Below are 17732 nucleotides of genomic sequence, written 5' to 3' on the forward strand. Positions count from 1 at the left end.
GTCTGTGGGACCCGGTGGCCAAGGTAGGTGGTATGAACCACATGCTTTTGACCGTCAGCACCAGAAGCTCGGGTGTTTGCAATCTGGCGGGTATCAACGCGATGGAATTGTTGATCAACGATATTCTGAAACTTGGCGGCGAACGGCGTCGCCTGCGTGCAAAGGCCTTTGGCGGTGCGCGTATGGTTGCCGGTCTGAGTGATATCGGCTTGCTGAACAGTCAGTTCACACTGGATTTTCTTCGAAAAGAAGGGATTGACTGTGAAGGACATTCACTCGGCGGAGACTCGGCGCGACACATCATGTTCTGGCCCACATCAGGCCGTGTCATGCAAAAAGTAAGAGCGGACGAAGTGCTACCCAAAGAAGTACCCGTACCGTCCCAGCCAAGTGGAAACGATTTGGAACTGTTTTGATAATGTGCTTTCAACGGTTGGCGCTCTTTGCCTGAACACGGTTGCGCATGTTACCGGTCGCGATAAGACGGAGAGTGCCGAAGGGACGGAATGGTGAAATCACTGCCGCTTGCCAGTATATCCATTTGTGATATCCAAGGGTAAAGACGATAAGATTTGACGCAAGATCAAGTAGGTGTCTGAGATTAGCACCAAATCACTACTGGGCCCGCCGTTTGGCATGTTAGGCAGCTGCCAAACAGAGCTATTCAGATATTACAGTAGCTTAGCGACAGTTTTGATAGCTGAATTTGTGTATCACCGGGATGAGTTGGACCATGGGAGTGGTCAGGTGTACGGGATTTGGCGGAGTAAGTTTCCGCCACTATATTTCTGAGACCAGCTAAACCGGTGCTGGCATTGACGATGTGATGCAGGGCGTGAAGACTGAGATCGAGGCGTGCCAAGCGGATATGTCATAGCAGTCGAGTGTTACCCTGCCAAAATATAGAGGCCTCACGAATTGCGAGGCCTTTTCCAATTTACTGCTTTTTTAGGTGAAATGGCTCCGGCGGTAGGAAGCTCAGAATGAAAGGTAATAAGAAAAAATATATAAAAAACATACATTTGCGGCTAGATATTCAGATGGCATTTTGGTCGTAGTGTGTCGTAAGAGCCACGTTTTGTGTGTCGTGCGAAATTGACACTGAACTGCCATAATGCGCTTATCCGGTGGGTTTAGATCAACTTGTTGTTCTGATTGACCGCGAAAAATGCGACAGCGCGGAGATGAAGGTCAGTAGCAGTTTGCCCGTAGGCGGGGCTAAGCGGATATCGAAAGGGAGCGGCAAAAGAAAACTGACGCGGGTGTTCAGCAAATACATCTTTGTTTTTGACCTGCCCCCCAAGGCTCCCTCATTCATAACGAGAGTTTGCGGGTCTGATTTTCATATTCTTCGTTGTCCGTATGGGCAAGCGCGTCGGGTGCGGAGCCCTCAAATTGCTCAAGCGTCCGGCGCGCTTCTGTAGGCGTTTTGTTCCCGAGCGATGAGTGTGGCCTGATGTTATTGTAATCGTAACGCCAGAGGGCCAGCTTGCGCCGGGCATCGTCCAGGCTGTCGAACATCTCCTCGTTCAGCAGTTCGTCCCGTAGGCTGCCGTTGAAGCTTTCGATGAACGCGTTCTGTTGGGGTTTGCTCGGATCGATGTAGTGCCAATCCACCTTGTTGTCGTTTGCCCACTTTAGGATCGCCCGACTGGTGAACTCGGTGCCATTGTCCGAGACAATGCTCTTTGGCTTTCCATAGACACGCAACCAAGCATCCAACTCGCGCGCCACCCGGGCACCAGAGATCGACGTGTCTGCAACAAGGCATAGGTTTTCGCGGCAGCAGTCATCGTTCATGGCCAGAATGCGGAACCTACGGGATGCACCGAACGTGTCAGACAGAAAGTCCAAAGACCAACCTTCGCCCGGCCTCAGGGCTTCTGGCATCGGTGTTCGCGATCCACGCGCCCGCTTGCGGCCCCGCCGTCGCCTGACCCCCAGTTTTTCTTCTGTGTAGAGGCGATAAAGCTTCTTGTGGTTCATCACATATCCTTCGCGCTCAAGCATGATGCCGATCCGGCGATAGCCAAACCTGCGCCGCTTATTGGCGATCTTCTTCATTTCTTTGCGTATCTTGGGATTGTCAGGCGGACGGTCGCGTCTGACAGTCTTAGGGTCGACACCAACGAGCCTGCACGCCCGACGCTGCGAGATTTCATGATCCCGCATCGCCCGGAGCGCGGCGTCCCGCCGTTCAGCTGATGTCGTCAGTTCTTTCCCAGCAAATCCTTCAGCACCACGTTGTCCAACATCTGATCTGCAAGAAGGCGTTTAAGCTTGGCATTCTCGTCCTCAAGCGCCTTCAGCCTTGCGGTGTCAGAAACCTCCCTCTCACACATGCTCTGCATGTGTTGCCGGGCAATGCATGCCGCCATATCTGGATTTAAATTTGTAGAACGTGCCCTGACTGAGACCGTGCTTACGGCACACCTCCGCCGTCGGCATGCCAGCCTCTTGCTCTTTGATCATCCCGATAATTTGTGCCTCAGTAAAACGGCTCTTTCGCATTCGCTTGCTCCTTCAAAAGGTTGAGCAAACTCTACATCAGAATGAGGGAAGTTTCGGGGGGCAGGTCACCAGTGACGCCCTCACGCAGTCCTTCCGCTTTCATCAAGGCGTCATGCCACTTCTGTTGGGCGGTCCTGTTGTCCGTGCCTTGTCGCTTCATGTCATCGCGAGCGTGCGTGACCATTCTGTCGAACTCTCTCAAGATCGCGTCGTATTCCCGGGCGAAGGCAACCCCCGAAGTATTCCTGATGTGGACCTGAAAGAACTGCTGCCCGAGGGTCTTCGCGACATCCTTAGGAAACCTGCGGCGGAATCTCAGGACACCATTCGGTCTTGGATCAACATGTTTGATCTTGGGGGCTATGGCCATCTCTGTGTGTCTCCACGTGTGTCTTCATGTGTGTCGTGAAGAGCACCGATACCCCTTAAAATCAAGGAAATAACGGGCTTACGTAGAAGAAATGGCTCCGGCGGTAGGGATCGAACCTACGACCAATTGATTAACAGTCAACTGCTCTACCGCTGAGCTACGCCGGAACGGTCTGGGCGATATAGCAGCGCTCTTATTATGCGTCCAGTGCCTTTTTTGTGAAAATGTGGAATTTATCGTCGATGGCGGTCGATCCGTTTGAACGGGGTTTTGAAATCAAGCGAACCGGTAAAGGTGACCTTGAATTTACCTTTCAGATCAATGAGGTGCGCTATCACATTGCGCCGTGCCGCCGGGATGAGAGCGGCGGGCGTGTCCTGATAAACGTGATCCGTGATCTTCTCCACATCTGCCGGACCATCGTCCAGAAAATCAAGGATCGCAGCTTCCCTCGCATTTCTGTGCGTGATCAGCCATTCCAACCGGTCGTGAGGGGCATCGATAACATCGCCATGACCCGGTAAAAAGCGACGCCAGGGATAGCGTTTGAGGCGCGCACAGGAGGCCATGAAGTCGGTCAGGTCGCCGTCAGGCGGAGACACGAGCGAACTGGCCCATCCCATGACATGATCGCCCGTAAAGCAGATGTCCCCGAACCCCAATGCGATGTGATTTCCCAAGTGACCCGGTGTATGGATGACATTCAACACCCAGTCCGATCCCTCTATCACCGCGCCATCTGCCACCGAGATATGGGGTGAAAAGGCCAGATCCATGCCTTCACCCCCGCCTGACAGCCCGGAATCCGCCATGTCTTGCATGATTGCGGAACGACCCGCAAAAGAGCCGCCAAACGCATAGACGGGTGCCGCGGTCAGGTCGGACAATCGCGCCGCCAGAGGCGAATGATCGAGGTGACTATGCGTGACCACGATATGGGTGATGCGTTGGCCCGTGCAAAGGCAGGACAGGATCGCGTCGAGATGCCTGTCATCGGCGGGGCCGGGATCAATCACCGCGATGTCGCGACTGCCAAGCAGATACGTATTGGTTCCCCTATATGTCATGGGGGATGGGTTTGGCGCGAGGATGCGGCGGATATCCGGCTCTATTGATTGCGGGACGCCGATGGGCGGGTCGAAATCATCTGCCATGGTCATTCAGTCTTTCTAATGCTGGGGGGCACCGTTAGGGTCTACCGCATGTTCTTTGGGTGGCTCAAACAATATATGCCGCGCAGCCTGTATGTGCGGGCGGTTCTGATCCTGCTGTTGCCGGTGGTTTTCCTGCAACTGGTGGTGACGGTGCTGTTTCTGACCCGACATTTCGAAGACGTCACGCAGCAAATGGTAACGGCCGTTTCCCGCGAGATTCTGCTGGTTCTCGATATTGTTGATACCGCGCCGGATGCAGGCTCCGTGCCAACGCAAGTGGTGGCTCAGGCCAGTCAACTGGCGTTGACGGCCACGCCTGTATCGCCCGACGCTGTGCCGAGCCAGATGTTGCGCCACTGGTATGACTTTTCCGGGCGCGTGATCGTGGCGCGTTTGCCGTCGCGCGTTGCGCAAATCGAAACCATAGATCTGTTGAACGACCAGCGGGTCCATGTTTATGCGCAAACCCGCCATGGCCCGGTCCGCATAAGTTTTGACCGCGATCGCGTCTCGGCCAAGAATCCGCATCAGCTTTTTGTGAACATGATCTTCTTCGGTGGGCTGGTGACCGTTATCGCCATCCTCTACTTGCGCAATCAGTTGCGGCCGATCAAGCGGTTGGCGCGCGCGGCAGAGGCGTTTGGACGGGGAAGGCATGAGCCCTACACCCCGGCCGGTGCGTCCGAAGTCAGGGCGGCGGGCAATGCGTTTCTGGATATGCGCAACCGGATCGAACGCCAGATCGAACAACGCACCTTGATGCTGTCGGGGGTAAGTCATGATTTGCGCACCCCGCTCACGCGCATGCGGCTCAGCCTGTCCATGCTGGAGGATGCCGAGAGAATACCGCTTGAGCAGGATGTCAACGACATGCAGGAGATGCTTGATGCCTTTCTCAGCTTTGCCAAGGGCGAAGGAGAGGGCGAGCCCGAAGCTGTCGATCCACGCGCATTGGTCAGTGCTGTGGTTGAGGACGCAAAAAGGGCAGGGCGCGATGTCACGCTGGTGGCGCAGGAGGGCGAGGGGACGGGCACTGTCCAACTGAATGTGCTGGCCATAAGGCGCGCGCTGGACAACCTGATTTCCAATGCGGTGCGCTATGGAACGCGCGCGCAGGTGTCCGTCTTGCTCACGGATAAAACCCTGCGGCTGCGGGTTGAAGACGATGGACCGGGCATTCCGGAAAAGCGGCGGGCAGAGGCGACGCGCCCCTTTACCCGTCTGGATGCAGCGCGCAATCAGGATCAGGGCAGTGGCGTTGGTCTGGGCCTCGCGATCACCAGTGACATCGCGCGCGCGCACGGCGGTATGCTGAGGCTTGGCAAATCTGAACGTCTGGGCGGCCTCAGTGCCGACATCGTCATCGCGCGCTAAAGCGTCACGCGAAAACAGTGTCAGTTGGTTTGGCCCATGTGCAGGGTTTGGAATTCATGGCGGTCATGGTAGGCCCGGCAGGACTTGAACCCGCAACCAAAGCGTTATGAGCGCTCTGCTCTAACCAGTTGAGCTACAGGCCCGCCATGGCTGTTGGGTAATGGCCTGTGTGCACGGCGTCAAGGGGCTGCGTGATCTGCTTTGGATTGCAGTTCGCTCAGATATGATTTACCCCGCCTTTAACCATGCTCACGCAGGAGAGAGCGCCATGAATTTGCCGAAAAACGGGATGACTTACGCCGATGCCGGTGTGGATATAGACGCTGGAAATGCGCTTGTGGACCGGATCAAACCGGCAGCCAAGCGCACCAACAGATCCGGCGTCATGGCGGGCTTGGGCGGTTTTGGTGCGCTGTTTGATCTGAAGGATGCAGGGTACACGGACCCTATTCTTGTGGCTGCCACGGACGGTGTCGGCACGAAACTGCGGATCGCCATTGATACCGGCCATGTGGACGGTGTGGGAATTGACCTTGTGGCGATGTGTGTGAACGACCTCGTCTGCCAGGGGGCGGAGCCGTTATTTTTTCTTGATTACTTTGCAACGGGTGCATTGGAAACCGACAAGGCTGCGCGCATTATCGAAGGCATCGCGTTGGGATGTGAGCGTGCCGGTTGCGCCCTGATCGGCGGCGAGACAGCAGAGATGCCGGGCATGTATCCTGCCGGTGATTTTGATCTGGCGGGGTTTTCTGTCGGCGCGATGGAGCGGGGCGCCGCACTTCCGGCGCATGTGGCGCAGGGCGACGTGTTGCTGGGCCTTGCCTCTGATGGTGTGCATTCCAACGGCTACAGCCTTGTGCGCAAACTGGTCGAAGTCTCCGGGTTGTCGTGGGATGCGCCATGCCCGTGGGCCGAACAGTCCCTGGGGGCGGAACTGCTGACCCCGACGCGGTTGTATGTAAAACAGGCGCTGGCGGCGATTGATGCAGGGGGCGTGCATGCGCTGGCGCATATCACCGGGGGTGGCTTGACGGAAAACCTGCCGCGCGTTTTGCCCGAGGGGCTGGGGGCGGATATTGATCTGAGCACGTGGTCGCTGCCTGCGGTTTTCGGCTGGATGGCGCAGACGGGCGGCATGCAGGAAGCTGAAATGCTCAAGACATTCAACTGCGGGATCGGCATGATCCTCGTCGTGGCGCAAGAAGAGGCCGACAAGCTGACACAGTTGCTGGCCAGTCTGGGCGAGGATGTCGCGCGCATCGGACATGTCAGCGCGCGAGAGGGTGTGCGCTATTCCGGCACGCTTTTGTGACAAAACGGGTCGCTATTTTCATTTCCGGCGGGGGGTCGAACATGATCCGCCTGCTGGACAGCATGACCGGGGATCATCCCGCGCGCGTCTGCGTTGTCTTGTCCAACAACCCCAAGGCTGGTGGGCTGGAGCGGGCCGAAGAACGCGGCGTGCCAACCGAAATCGTGCGGCATCAACCTTTCGGGGCCGATACCTCCGGCTTTGAGCATGCGATTCTGGGTGCGCTGGCGGAGCATAAGCCCGATATCATTTGCCTCGCGGGGTTCATGCGGATCCTGACAGCCGAGTTTGTAAACAGATGGCGCGGCAAGATGCTCAATATCCATCCCTCATTGCTGCCAAAGTACAAAGGGCTGCATACCCATGCGCGCGCCCTTGCTGCGGGAGATACCGTCCATGGCTGCACGGTTCACGAAGTGACACCGGCCCTCGATGATGGCCCGATATTGGGTCAGGCGCGGGTGCCTGTATTGGCAGGGGATACCGCAGAAACGCTGGCCGCCAGAGTTCTGGTGCAGGAGCATATATTGTACCCTATGGTGCTGCGCCGATTTGTCGGTGGTGACACGGCTCCCGTGTTTCTCGACGGGTGATGGGTGGTGCTGCTGGTCAATGCCACCCGGCTCGTGTAACGTCCCGTTACGGGGTGGACGCAAACATCAAAAACAAAGAATTGCCCGAATGAAAACCATCACAACGACACAAGCGCTGGCCGAGTTCTGCACGCAGGCAGCCCAGTTCGATTATGTGACGGTCGACACGGAATTCCTCAGAGAGCGCACGTATTATTCCAAGCTGTGCCTTATCCAGCTTGCCATGCCGGGGGAGGATGACAGCACCGGCTGTATCGTGGACCCGCTCGCGCCGGGGTTGTCGCTTGAACCGCTCTATGCGCTGTTTCGCGACACATCCGTGGTCAAGGTGTTTCACGCCGCTCGGCAGGATCTCGAAATCTTTTACGTCGATGCCGAAGTCTTTCCCGAGCCGTTGTTTGACACGCAGGTCGCAGCCATGGTCTGCGGCTTTGGCGAGCAGGTGGGCTATGAAACGCTGGTGCGCCGGATTGCCAAAAAGCCGCTGGACAAGACCTCACGCTTTACCGATTGGTCGCGCCGCCCGTTGACGGATGCGCAGATGAAATATGCCTTGGCCGATGTCACCCATCTGCGGGAGGTCTATGAGTTTCTGGCAGAAAAGCTCGAAGAAACCGGGCGCAGCCGCTGGGTGCGTGAGGAGTTGACCGTTCTGACCAGCCCGGAAACCTATATCATTGCACCGATGGACGCGTGGCGGCGGGTGAAAACGCGCACCAATTCGCCCAAGTTTCTCGCCGTGGTGCGGGAGTTGGCAGCTTTCCGCGAGACCTATGCGCAGGAGCGCAACGTCCCCCGTAACCGTGTGTTCAAGGATGATGCGCTGATCGAACTGGCCTCCAACAAGCCAAAGACGCAGGAAGAACTGGGGCGCTCGCGGCTGCTGCTGCGCGAGGGGCGGCGCGGCGATGTGGCGGATGGTATCTTACAGGCGGTCAAGCGCGGTGTGGAATGCCCGCAACAGGACATGCCCAAACCGGATAGATCACGCGACAAGCTGCAGGTGAACCCTGCGCTGGCGGATCTGTTGCGCGTCCTGCTCAAGGCCAAGACGGAAAGCGCGGGTGTTGCGGCCAAGCTGATCGCTCCTGCAGCGGACCTTGATGCGATCGCCGCCGGCCTGCGCGATGTGCCGGCACTCAACGGATGGCGGCGCGAGGTGTTTGGCGAGGATGCGCTGCGGCTCTGTGAGGGAAAGATTGCCCTTGCTGCGGAAGGGGCAAATGTGCGTATCGTCAACCTTGACGCATGACCATGCGCTCAGCGCCGCCGCTCCAATGCGTTTTGCAGACCTTCAACCCGGATCGTGCGCGTCCCTGACAGTTCCTGATCGGTGAGCGTGCGCGCAACGATGACTTCGCGCGTTTCCGGCGCGCCGCCTGTGATCTGCGTATACTGCGCCTGCAGCTGGTAGGTCAGAACGCCATCTTCGGGCAATTCGTCTTCGTTGCTGGGCGTCAGCCGCGCATTGAAGGGACCCTGGGTCGCCGCGCGCCCTGTGGCCCGTATCAGCAACCCGCCGGGCACAGGTTCCAGTGTCAGGTCCGAAATCGCGTCGATCGTTGTCCCCGGATAGATCGCAATCTGATTGCGCCTGTTCTGGAAAATGCCGTCACTTTCCGGGATCAGCGGGTTTGCCGCGTCGATCGGTTCCAGCACGCTTTCATCCGGCGCGTCATTTCCAAACCAATTCATGGGGTTGGCCGAACTGCCGCATCCGGCGACAAGGACAATGCTTACCAACAAAGCGGGGATCGTTATACGCATGCGTTCGCCAATTACGTTTTCTGTTTCCCCTGACCTAGACTATCTGCAGGCTGATGAAAAGTGTCCATCAGAGGCGGGGACCTTTACCTTTGTGCGATGCCGACTTACCTGTGACATCAAAAGACAGGAGACCCGTCATGGCACAGGCTGCATTCGAAGAATTGGTCGAAGATTTTGAATTCCTCGACGATTGGGAAGATCGCTATCGTCTCGTCATCGAAGAGGGTAAAGCGATGGCGCCGCTTGATGCCGCGCTCAAGGTGCCTGCCACAAAAGTTGAGGGTTGCGCCAGTCAGGTCTGGCTGCACGTGACCCCCGAGGACGGTGTGATGCAGTTTGAGGGCGAGAGCGATGCGATGATCGTGAACGGTCTGATTGCCGTTTTGCGCAAGCTCTATTGCGGGGCCGCGCTGAGCGAGGTGGTGGCCATCGACGCGCGCGCTGAGATGGCGCGTCTCGGGTTGAATGACCACCTGTCCGCGCAGCGCTCAAACGGGTTGCGCGCCATGATCGAGCGGATCAGGGATGTCGCCGCCAAATCCCTGTAACGCCCGCTACAATCGTGCCAATGCGGTCGACAAATCCCCATAGCCGGTGAACCGCCGCTCAAAAGCCAGTCCAAGCCGTGCGGCGCAGTGTTTTGCCTTTTCGGTCAATGCGGGATCATCGGTTTGCGCCTGATAGACCAGTTTTTCGTAATGCGCGAAATACATACCCCGCAGTTCTGGATGGCGGTCGAGGCCCATCGGCCGGATCACGAAAGCGTCGAACTGACGGACCAGAAAATCGGTCAGATAAAAGGTTGTGATCTCATGCTCTGCCGTTTCGGCAAAGCGCGCGTTGCCCTCAAAGAAGCTGTAGCAATGCGGGCCTGAGATCATTTTGATACCCAGCGCGTCGCAGGCCGATTGCAACTGCCCGCCAGTGCCGCAATCGGCATAGACGACGAAAATCTCGCTGTAATCCTGCCGATGCTTGGCGACAGCGTCGCACACCGCCGCCGTTATCTTGTCAGGGTAAAGGTGCAGCTTCGCGGGCAGGCATGTCAGGTCCAGATGGCTCCACCCGTTTGCCGCCCTGAGGTCCAGAATTTCGCGCGCCAGAGCACCGCAGGCAATCAGCAGAACGCGCCCGGTCTGATGGGCCATGTCCAAGCCGTCTTCGGTCAGTTGCCGATCATTCAGGTCCGTCATGTCCATGCCTCACACAGATGCCCGACCGGGCGCGGCGTGTTTCAGGCCGATTTCTGATTGTGTTTGCGCCCGACCCATTCCTTTGCCGTTTCCACGGCCACGGCGGCATCACGGCAATAGGCGTCTGCGCCGATGGCCCTGCCGAATTCTTCGTTCAGCGGCGCACCACCCACCAGCACGATGTAGTCATCACGCACGCCTTTCTCGACCATCGTGTCGATGACCACTTTCATGTAAGGCATCGTCGTGGTGAGGAGGGCGGACATGCCAAGTATCTCCGGCTTCTCTTTTTCCAGAGCATCCATGTAGGATTCGACGGGGTTGTTGATGCCAAGGTCCACGACCTCGAAACCCGCGCCTTCCATCATCATGCCGACAAGGTTCTTGCCAATGTCATGGATGTCGCCCTTGACCGTGCCGATAACCATCTTGCCCACGCGCGGGGCGCCTGTTTCGGCCAGCAGCGGTTTCAGGATCGCCATGCCGCCCTTCATCGCATTGGCGGCCAGAAGGACCTCTGGCACAAAGAGGATGCCGTCGCGGAAATCCGCGCCCACGATTGTCATGCCGCCGACCAAAGCCTTGGTCAGGATGTCATAGGGTTGCCAACCGCGATCCAGCAGGATCGTGACGCCTTCCTCGATCTCCTCCTTGAGGCCATCATAGAGGTCGTCAAACATTTGCTGAACAAGCTCTTCATCGTCCAGTTCCGACAGAATGATTTCGTCTTCATCCGACATGATCGTTCCTTTACCGCAGGCACTATATGTGCGTCACTTTGAACCATCTTTCGCTTGAACCGGGCTTGCGCACTGTCCGGATTGCGACACGGTGAAAGCGGAGTGCGACGCGCGCGGGCGAAAGTGTCACGCGGTGCATGCATCGGGTGCGGCGGCAATAGGGTCGGAATACGGGAATTAGCCGGCGCGTCTGCTTCTTCGCGTTGCGCGGCGCGCCGGCGTGTTTTCCTTGTCGGTCCCGTCCGCAACGGAGGAAAAGGCACCGAGCCGGTCCACGATTTCCTCCAACGCCGGGGGGTGGTCCATCCTGCGCGTATCCAGCGCCTCGCGCATATGGCGCAGATGCTCCGGCATGGTGCCACAACATCCGCCAATGATCCGCGCACCGCTCGCCCGCGCCATCACGGCGTAATCCGCCATCAGTTCGGGGGTGCCGTCGTAATGAATGTGACCGTCCACGTATTTGGGAATGCCGGCGTTGCCCTTGGCAATGATCGGGCGTTCGGCGCCCTGCGCGGCAAACCCGAGGATCGTGCGCAACAGGTCAGACGCGCCGGTGCCGCAATTCGCCCCAAAAGCCAGCGGCGCAAGATCACCCAGATCATCGACCATTTTGACCATATCGGCGCTGGTCAGCCCCATCATGGTGCGCCCGGCGGTGTCAAAGCTCATCGTGCCGCACCAATCCAGCCCGGCGAGCGCGAAGCCCTCGGCTGCGGCGCGGTATTCCTCAGGTGCGCTGATCGTTTCGAGCCATCCGATATCCGCACCGCCCGCTTTCAGACCGTCTGCGGTTTCGTGAAACATCTCAACCGCCAGCGCATGGCTGAGCGTGCCAACAGGCTCCATGATCTCACCGGTCGGCCCGACGGAGCCTGCGACAATCACCGCCCGTCCGGCGGTATCCGCGACCTCGCGTCCGATCTCGGCAGCGACGCGGCTCAACTCATGAACGCGTTTCTCGGCGCTGTGCAGTTTCAGGCGCGCGGCGTTGGCTCCGAAGGAATTGGTCAGAAACAGATCACTGCCCGCATCGACCGCGCCTTTGTACAGCGCCTTGATCTTTTGCGGCTCCTGCGTGTTCCACAATTCGGGTGCATCGCCGGACATCAATCCCATGTTGAAGAGATTCGTGCCGGTCGCGCCATCGGCCAACAATACGCCGCGCGTTTCAAGAAGATCGCTGAAAGGGTTGGGCATGATCACGCTCCGCTGTCCTTGCGTGCGTCATGTCACAGGTTGCGTGCCGTCGCAAATTCATAATTCTCATCATTTACATGAAATGACGAAGACCCCGGTGCGCACGCGCGTCCGCCGTTGGGTCAATGTGCCGCCCTTCAGGCGACACATGAAGGCTGAGCCGGGGGGTGTCTTACTCGTTTGCCATCAGTTGGCGTTTGGCCTCGACCATCAGCGACGCCATCTGCGCGCGAATCGTGGCCTCATCCGCCTTGTCGCCCAGATCACCGGACACCTTGCGATAGACATCCTCGTCGCCTGCTTCTTCGAAATCCGATTTCACTACCTCTTTGGCGTAGTCATCCGCCTCGGACCCGCTTTTGCCCAGAAGCTCCGCCGCCCACAGACCCAGCAGCTTGTTGCGGCGCGCCTCTGCCTTGAATTGCATCTCGGCATCATGGGCGTATTTGTTTTCAAACGCATTTTCGCGATCATCGAATGTTGTCATGGGCCTGTCTCCTGGTGGCGTGGCTGTTTGCGTTCTAGATATGCGAGTTTGCAAGCCATTGCGCAAGATGCCTCGGCTTGCAGCGACGCAACCCTTCCACTAAGAGAGGCGCAGATAAGTCCCTGATCCTCAGGGCTCAGTCTTGAAAGGACGCCCATGGCCCGGCGCAAGAAAATCTACGAAGGCAAAGCGAAAATCCTGTATGAAGGACCCGAACCGGGCACCATCGTGCAGTACTTCAAGGACGATGCCACCGCGTTCAATGCCGAAAAGAAGGCCGTGATCGAAGGCAAGGGGGTGTTGAACAACCGTTTGTCCGAATTCTTCATGACCGGACTTGGCCATATCGGCGTGCCGACGCATTTCATCAAACGGCTCAACATGCGTGAACAGCTTGTGCGCAGCGTGGACATCATCCCGCTCGAGATCATCGTGCGCAACTACGCCGCTGGCACCATGTCAAAGCGACTGGGGTTGGAAGAGGGCACGCAACTGCCGCGCCCCATCGTTGAATATTGCTATAAGGATGACAAGCTGGGCGATCCGCTGGTCACAGAAGAGCACATCGCGGCCTTTGGCTGGGCCAGCCAGCAGGATATGGATGACATGCTCAGCCTCGCGCTGCGGGTAAATGATTTCCTGTCGGGGCTGATGTTCGGCGTGGGCATTCGTCTGGTGGATTTCAAGATCGAAGTGGGCCGCGTCTATGACGGGGATTTCCAGCGTCTTGTTGTCGCCGATGAGATCAGCCCGGACAGTTGCCGCTTGTGGGACATCGAATCCGGTCGCAAGCTGGACAAGGACGTGTTCCGGCGCGATCTCGGCGATCTGGCCGATGCCTATACCGAAGTGGCGCAGCGTCTGGGCGTGATGCCCAAGAACGCCACGCCGATCACAAAACCGACCCTGATCAACTAACCCCGGGAAACAGTGCGTCCGGGGCGCACAGAAGGACGAGACATGAAAGCACGAGTACATGTTATGCTGAAAAACGGTGTGCTGGACCCGCAGGGCGAAGCAGTGCGCCACGCCTTGGGGGCCATGGGATTTGAAGGTATCAATGGCGTGCGACAGGGCAAGGTCATCGAGCTTGATCTGGCCGAAGGCACGACCGAAGCGGACGTGAGCGCGATGTGTGAAAAGCTGCTGGCCAATACGGTGATCGAATCCTACTCGGTGGAGATTTCCTGATGCACGCGGCGGTCGTTGTCTTTCCCGGGTCCAACTGTGATCGCGATCTTGCCGTCGCCTTTGAGGCGGCTGGCGCACAGGTCACCAAGGTCTGGCACAAGGATACCGACCTGCCCGAAGGCGTCGATATCATCGGTATTCCGGGCGGATTTTCCTTTGGCGATTACCTGCGTTGCGGGGCCATCGCCGCAAACTCGCCGATTTGCCGATCCGTCGCAGCACATGCGGAGCGGGGGGGCTACGTCATCGGCATCTGCAACGGGTTTCAGGTGCTCACCGAAACCGGGTTGTTGCCGGGCGCGTTGCTGCGCAATGCCGGGTTGAAATACATCTGCAAAACCGTCGCGCTCAAGGTTGAGACATCTGCATCCGCCTTTACCGAAGGGTACACCGCCGGGGATACCATCAGTATTCCAATCGCCCATCACGACGGCAATTACTTTGCCGATGATGAGACGATCGCGCGTCTTCAGGGCGAAGACCGCGTCGCTTTTACCTATGAGGACACGCCCAACGGTGCCAAAGCGGATATCGCGGGCATCCTGTCGTCAAACCGCCGGGTTCTTGGCATGATGCCGCACCCGGAACGCGCGGCGGATGCCGGGCATGGCGGGACGGATGGGCAGGCGCTCTTCCGCGCATTGACGGGCGCGCTGGCGGCGGTGTGACTTGAGCCGATACGCGCCTTTGGCGTAAGCTGCTTTCATGGAAGCCGAGCTTCAATCAAAAGAGCCGAACCCGATCAGCTCATGGCGGGTGCGCATGGCTGTGGGCATTCTGCTCGCGCTGGCGGTGACGGTCGTTTCTGTCACCAACAAGCTGCTGACCGACCGTTTCACGGATACAACCCGCGACCGTGCCGAACTGAGGCTTGCGCTTTATAGCGGGAACCTGCTGTCCGAGCTGCGCCAGAACGCCATCGTGCCGCAACTGCTGGCGCGCGACCCGGAGTTGATCGGCGCGCTGAACTCGGCTGATTACACCGCATCAACACGGCGGCTGATCTCCTTTGTGGAAGAGATCGGCGCGGCATCCTTGATGTTGCTGGATATTGACGGGCGGACGGTTGCGGCGACCGACCGTAACAGGTTGGGGTCAAACCACCGGTCAGAGGCCTATTTCGTCGATGCGATCCGTGCCAGCGGCACCGTTTTCACCGTGGCGGAGCGCGAAGAGGGCGGTTACGGGTTTTTCTATTCGCGCAGGGTGCAGTCGGGCTCGGATGTGTCGGGCGTGATCCTTGTCGAGGTCGATTTGCAAAAATTCGGCCGGGCCTGGGCCGGGATTTCGGATGCGGTGATCGTGACGGACAGCACCGGCACAATCATCCTGACCACGGAACCGCGCTGGCGTGGCCGCACCGAAGAAGAAGCGCTGGCCCGTCAAACACCCCAGAACGCCATCCAGCGCGCCATTCAGGCCACCGCAGACTGGACCGCCTTGCCGCCCGATGCCTATCTGCAGGGCGAGGCCGTGATGCGTCTGGAAACGCGGATCCCGTTCCGCGGTTGGCGCATGACCAGCTACACCACCTATGCCTCGGTGCGTGAACGTGTGAATGGTGTACTCGCGCTTGAGATCATGGGCTTTGCGATTCTGCTCGCGCTGACCTTCTATGCGCTCAGCCGGCGCACGGCCTTGCGCATGGCGCTTTTCCAGCGGGAATCTGCCGAATTGAGATCGCTCAACGCTGCGTTGCAGCGGGAAATTGCCGAGCGCAAACGGGTGCAGGAAACGCTTGCCGTTGCTGAACAGACCCTTGAACAATCAAGTAAACTGGCCGCTCTGGGCGAAATGTCAGCCGCCGTCAGTCACGAGTTGAATCAACCCCTTGCCGCGATGAAAACATATCTTGCCGGGGCGCGTTTGTTGCTGCGGCGCAACCGCCATGAAGAGGCGCTGTCCTCCTTTGGGCGCATTGACGATCTGATTGAGCGGATGGGGGGCATCACGCGCCAATTGAAGTCTTACGCCCGCAAAGGACAGGAGGCCTTTGCGCCAGTCCCCATGGGCGATGCGCTGGCCTCAAGCCTCGCGATGATGGAGCCGCAATTGCGTCAACGGCAGGTGCAGATCACCCGCATCCTGCCCGATGATCCGGTTGAGGTCATGGGCGACCGGCTGCGCATTGAACAGGTGATGGTGAACCTCTTGCGCAACGCGATTGATGCAACCAAATCAGCCGCTGCACCCAAGGTCGAAATCATCCTTTCTGCGGGGGAAACGGCAACACTCACAGTACGTGACAATGGGCCGGGTATTGAAGACCTCGATGCCCTTTTTGAGCCATTTTACACGACCAAACAGCCAGGGGATGGTGTCGGGCTTGGGCTTGCTATCTCGTCCCAGATCGTGACAGACCTTGGTGGAAGGCTTACAGCGCGCAATGGCCAGCAGGGCGGCGCGGTTTTTGAAATGCAATTGCCGATCCTAAGCGGCGAACCAGCGAAACAAGCGGCGGAGTAGACAATGACACAAGCCATGAAAATCGCGATTGTCGATGACGAACAGGACATGCGCCAATCCATCAGCCAGTGGCTGGCCCTTTCGGGGTATGACACGGAAACCTTCGGCAGTGCCGAGGATGCGTTGAAAGTGCTCGGGCCGGAGTATCCGGGGATCGTCATTTCCGATATCCGAATGCCGGGCATGGATGGGATGCAGTTCCTCAAGAAGCTGATGGGCAATGATTCTGCCCTGCCGGTGATCATGATTACGGGGCATGGCGATGTGCCGATGGCGGTTGAGGCCATGCGCGTCGGCGCCTTTGATTTTCTGGAAAAACCGTTCAACCCGGACCGCATGTCGGACCTTGCCAAAAAGGCGACAGGTGCGAGACGTCTGGTGATGGACAACCGCGCATTGCGGCGGGAACTTTCCGACGGCACCCAGTTGATGAGCAAGCTCATCGGGCAAAGCCCGGTCATGGAGCGGCTGCGCGAAGATATCCTCGATCTGGGGCAGGCGGATGGCCATGTGCTGATCGATGGTGAAACCGGAACCGGTAAAACGCTGGTGGCCCATGCCTTGCATGCGGTGGGCAGCCGGGCGGGCAAGAAGTTCGTGCTGGTCAGTTGCAGCGCCTTTGAAGAGGACGCGCTGGCCAAACGCCTGTTCGGGCCGATGATGCCGGAGGATGCGCAACTGCCCGCCATGGAAGAGGCGCGCGGCGGCACCTTGGTGCTGGAAGACATTGAGGCGCTGTCAGAAACGATGCAAGCCCGCCTGCTCAGTGTGATAAACGAGCAGGGTACCCCGGCAGAGACGCGGCTGGTCGCGATCTCGAACCTGCAGGAAGCGGGGCGCACCTCCGAGGATGCGTTGCGCTCTGATCTGTTCTACCGCATCGCGGCATTGCGCATCACGGTGCCACCTCTGCGCATGCGGGGCGAAGATATCCTCACCCTCTTCACCCGTCTGAGCGAACAGTTCGCCGAAGAATACGGCTGCGACACACCGCAGGTGACGGCACAGGAGGCTGCGCAGCTGTTGCAGGCGCCCTGGCCGGGCAATGTGCGCCAGCTGATCAACCTCGCGGAACGCGCGGTGCTGCAGTCACGGCGCGGGGCAGGGACCATATCATCGCTGCTGATGAACGATCATGAGGACATGCAGCCTGTGATGACGACCGAAGGCAAACCGCTGAAAGAATACGTCGAAGCCTTCGAGCGGATGCTGATCGACAATACCATGCGCCGACATCGCGGCTCTATCGCGAGTGTGATGGATGAACTATGCCTGCCCAGACGCACGCTGAACGAAAAAATGGCGAAATATGGCCTGCAACGCTCAGATTACCTCTGAAACCGGGAATTTGATCAGTAAATCCGACGGTTT

At 58.4% G+C, this 17732-nt stretch carries 17 protein-coding genes, 2 tRNA genes and 1 pseudogene; 11 read left to right on the forward strand and 9 right to left on the reverse strand.

Features of this window, described 5'->3' with window-relative positions; translation table 11 throughout:
- The first annotated feature begins 32 nt into the window (after positions 1-32).
- Complete coding sequence (locus RD1_RS10355) at positions 33-416, forward strand: chemotaxis protein CheD (protein WP_245897253.1); 384 nt, start codon at positions 33-35, stop codon at positions 414-416.
- 898 nt (positions 417-1314) lie between these two features.
- On the opposite strand, the pseudogene RD1_RS10360 reads toward RD1_RS10355, so the two are convergent.
- From RD1_RS10360 to RD1_RS10380, 3 genes and pseudogenes are all read right to left on the reverse strand, one after another.
- Positions 1315-2511, reverse strand: a pseudogene (locus tag RD1_RS10360) (IS3 family transposase).
- A 462-nt stretch (positions 2512-2973) separates the two neighbouring features.
- Positions 2974-3048: transfer RNA gene (locus tag RD1_RS10375), tRNA-Asn, on the reverse strand.
- Between the two features lie 66 nt (positions 3049-3114).
- Positions 3115-4041, reverse strand: coding sequence for an MBL fold metallo-hydrolase (locus RD1_RS10380; protein WP_011568454.1), 927 nt, complete (start codon positions 4039-4041; stop codon positions 3115-3117).
- Between the two features lie 42 nt (positions 4042-4083).
- Here RD1_RS10380 and RD1_RS10385 point away from each other — a divergent pair, with 42 nt between their 5' ends.
- Positions 4084-5409 (forward strand): ATP-binding protein, encoded by a 1326-nt coding sequence (locus RD1_RS10385; protein ID WP_011568455.1) that lies wholly within the window; start codon positions 4084-4086, stop codon positions 5407-5409.
- 66 nt (positions 5410-5475) lie between these two features.
- On the opposite strand, the gene RD1_RS10390 is transcribed toward RD1_RS10385, so the two are convergent.
- Positions 5476-5552, reverse strand: a tRNA-Ile gene (locus tag RD1_RS10390).
- A gap of 125 nt (positions 5553-5677) precedes the next feature.
- Here RD1_RS10390 and purM point away from each other — a divergent pair.
- The 3 genes from purM to rnd all read left to right on the forward strand — a co-directional run bounded on the left by purM (position 5678) and on the right by rnd (position 8569).
- Entirely contained in the window at positions 5678-6724 is a 1047-nt protein-coding gene (gene purM, locus RD1_RS10395; protein WP_011568456.1) for a phosphoribosylformylglycinamidine cyclo-ligase, read from the forward strand.
- Between the two features lie 41 nt (positions 6725-6765).
- Positions 6766-7317, forward strand: a complete 552-nt coding sequence (gene purN, locus RD1_RS10400; RefSeq protein WP_245897255.1) for a phosphoribosylglycinamide formyltransferase — start codon at positions 6766-6768, stop codon at positions 7315-7317.
- Between the two features lie 88 nt (positions 7318-7405).
- Positions 7406-8569, forward strand: a complete 1164-nt coding sequence (gene rnd, locus RD1_RS10405; RefSeq protein ID WP_011568458.1) for a ribonuclease D — start codon at positions 7406-7408, stop codon at positions 8567-8569.
- Positions 8570-8577: 8 nt separating this feature from the next.
- Here rnd and RD1_RS10410 read toward each other — a convergent pair whose 3' ends face one another.
- Positions 8578-9012 carry a hypothetical protein gene (locus tag RD1_RS10410; RefSeq protein ID WP_245897257.1) on the reverse strand — a complete coding sequence of 145 codons (435 nt, stop codon included), beginning with the start codon at positions 9010-9012 and terminating at the stop codon, positions 8578-8580.
- 209 nt (positions 9013-9221) lie between these two features.
- On the opposite strand from RD1_RS10410, the gene RD1_RS10415 reads away from it, so the two are divergent.
- On the forward strand, positions 9222-9632 hold the full coding sequence (locus RD1_RS10415; protein WP_011568460.1) for a SufE family protein: 411 nt from the start codon (positions 9222-9224) through the stop codon (positions 9630-9632).
- A gap of 6 nt (positions 9633-9638) precedes the next feature.
- On the opposite strand, the gene RD1_RS10420 is transcribed toward RD1_RS10415, so the two are convergent.
- From RD1_RS10420 to RD1_RS10435, 4 genes are all read right to left on the reverse strand, one after another.
- Positions 9639-10277: a DUF1638 domain-containing protein gene (locus RD1_RS10420; protein ID WP_011568461.1), complete on the reverse strand. Its 639-nt coding sequence runs from the start codon at positions 10275-10277 to the stop codon at positions 9639-9641.
- A 41-nt stretch (positions 10278-10318) separates the two neighbouring features.
- Positions 10319-11017 (reverse strand): corrinoid protein, encoded by a 699-nt coding sequence (locus RD1_RS10425; protein ID WP_011568462.1) that lies wholly within the window; start codon positions 11015-11017, stop codon positions 10319-10321.
- 177 nt (positions 11018-11194) lie between these two features.
- The gene (bmt, locus tag RD1_RS10430; protein WP_011568463.1) at positions 11195-12217 is read right to left on the reverse strand and encodes a betaine--homocysteine S-methyltransferase; all 1023 of its coding nucleotides are present in this window, start codon (positions 12215-12217) and stop codon (positions 11195-11197) included.
- Positions 12218-12389: 172 nt separating this feature from the next.
- A complete protein-coding gene (locus tag RD1_RS10435) occupies positions 12390-12704 on the reverse strand; it encodes a DUF1476 domain-containing protein (protein ID WP_011568464.1) in 315 nt (104 codons plus the stop codon).
- Positions 12705-12860: 156 nt separating this feature from the next.
- Here RD1_RS10435 and purC point away from each other — a divergent pair, with 156 nt between their 5' ends.
- The 5 genes from purC to RD1_RS10460 are packed head-to-tail and all read left to right on the forward strand — an operon-like array spanning position 12861 to position 17699.
- Positions 12861-13622, forward strand: coding sequence for a phosphoribosylaminoimidazolesuccinocarboxamide synthase (gene purC / locus RD1_RS10440; protein ID WP_011568465.1), 762 nt, complete (start codon positions 12861-12863; stop codon positions 13620-13622).
- Between the two features lie 42 nt (positions 13623-13664).
- The gene (gene purS / locus RD1_RS10445; RefSeq protein ID WP_044033076.1) at positions 13665-13895 is read left to right on the forward strand and encodes a phosphoribosylformylglycinamidine synthase subunit PurS; all 231 of its coding nucleotides are present in this window, start codon (positions 13665-13667) and stop codon (positions 13893-13895) included.
- A complete protein-coding gene (gene purQ / locus RD1_RS10450; protein WP_011568467.1) occupies positions 13895-14563 on the forward strand; it encodes a phosphoribosylformylglycinamidine synthase subunit PurQ in 669 nt (222 codons plus the stop codon). The genes purS and purQ overlap by 1 nt, the downstream gene beginning before the upstream one ends.
- A gap of 37 nt (positions 14564-14600) precedes the next feature.
- Positions 14601-16361, forward strand: coding sequence for a sensor histidine kinase (locus RD1_RS10455; protein WP_044033077.1), 1761 nt, complete (start codon positions 14601-14603; stop codon positions 16359-16361).
- A 3-nt stretch (positions 16362-16364) separates the two neighbouring features.
- Positions 16365-17699 (forward strand): sigma-54-dependent transcriptional regulator, encoded by a 1335-nt coding sequence (locus tag RD1_RS10460; RefSeq protein ID WP_011568469.1) that lies wholly within the window; start codon positions 16365-16367, stop codon positions 17697-17699.
- Positions 17700-17732 lie beyond the last annotated feature (33 nt).

This window comes from Roseobacter denitrificans OCh 114 (assembly GCF_000014045.1).
GTDB classification, from domain to species: Bacteria; Pseudomonadota; Alphaproteobacteria; order Rhodobacterales; family Rhodobacteraceae; genus Roseobacter; species Roseobacter denitrificans.

Coding starts and splice junctions, on each gene's coding strand:
- RD1_RS10355 (WP_245897253.1), top strand. CDS start 33: ATGAACCACATGCTTTTGACCGTCAGCACCAGAAGCTCGGGTGTTTGC.
- RD1_RS10380 (WP_011568454.1), bottom strand. CDS start 4,041: ATGACCATGGCAGATGATTTCGACCCGCCCATCGGCGTCCCGCAATCA.
- RD1_RS10385 (WP_011568455.1), top strand. CDS start 4,084: ATGTTCTTTGGGTGGCTCAAACAATATATGCCGCGCAGCCTGTATGTG.
- purM (WP_011568456.1), top strand. CDS start 5,678: ATGAATTTGCCGAAAAACGGGATGACTTACGCCGATGCCGGTGTGGAT.
- purN (WP_245897255.1), top strand. CDS start 6,766: ATGATCCGCCTGCTGGACAGCATGACCGGGGATCATCCCGCGCGCGTC.
- rnd (WP_011568458.1), top strand. CDS start 7,406: ATGAAAACCATCACAACGACACAAGCGCTGGCCGAGTTCTGCACGCAG.
- RD1_RS10410 (WP_245897257.1), bottom strand. CDS start 9,012: ATGAATTGGTTTGGAAATGACGCGCCGGATGAAAGCGTGCTGGAACCG.
- RD1_RS10415 (WP_011568460.1), top strand. CDS start 9,222: ATGGCACAGGCTGCATTCGAAGAATTGGTCGAAGATTTTGAATTCCTC.
- RD1_RS10420 (WP_011568461.1), bottom strand. CDS start 10,277: ATGACGGACCTGAATGATCGGCAACTGACCGAAGACGGCTTGGACATG.
- RD1_RS10425 (WP_011568462.1), bottom strand. CDS start 11,017: ATGTCGGATGAAGACGAAATCATTCTGTCGGAACTGGACGATGAAGAG.
- bmt (WP_011568463.1), bottom strand. CDS start 12,217: ATGCCCAACCCTTTCAGCGATCTTCTTGAAACGCGCGGCGTATTGTTG.
- RD1_RS10435 (WP_011568464.1), bottom strand. CDS start 12,704: ATGACAACATTCGATGATCGCGAAAATGCGTTTGAAAACAAATACGCC.
- purC (WP_011568465.1), top strand. CDS start 12,861: ATGGCCCGGCGCAAGAAAATCTACGAAGGCAAAGCGAAAATCCTGTAT.
- purS (WP_044033076.1), top strand. CDS start 13,665: ATGAAAGCACGAGTACATGTTATGCTGAAAAACGGTGTGCTGGACCCG.
- purQ (WP_011568467.1), top strand. CDS start 13,895: ATGCACGCGGCGGTCGTTGTCTTTCCCGGGTCCAACTGTGATCGCGAT.
- RD1_RS10455 (WP_044033077.1), top strand. CDS start 14,601: ATGGAAGCCGAGCTTCAATCAAAAGAGCCGAACCCGATCAGCTCATGG.
- RD1_RS10460 (WP_011568469.1), top strand. CDS start 16,365: ATGACACAAGCCATGAAAATCGCGATTGTCGATGACGAACAGGACATG.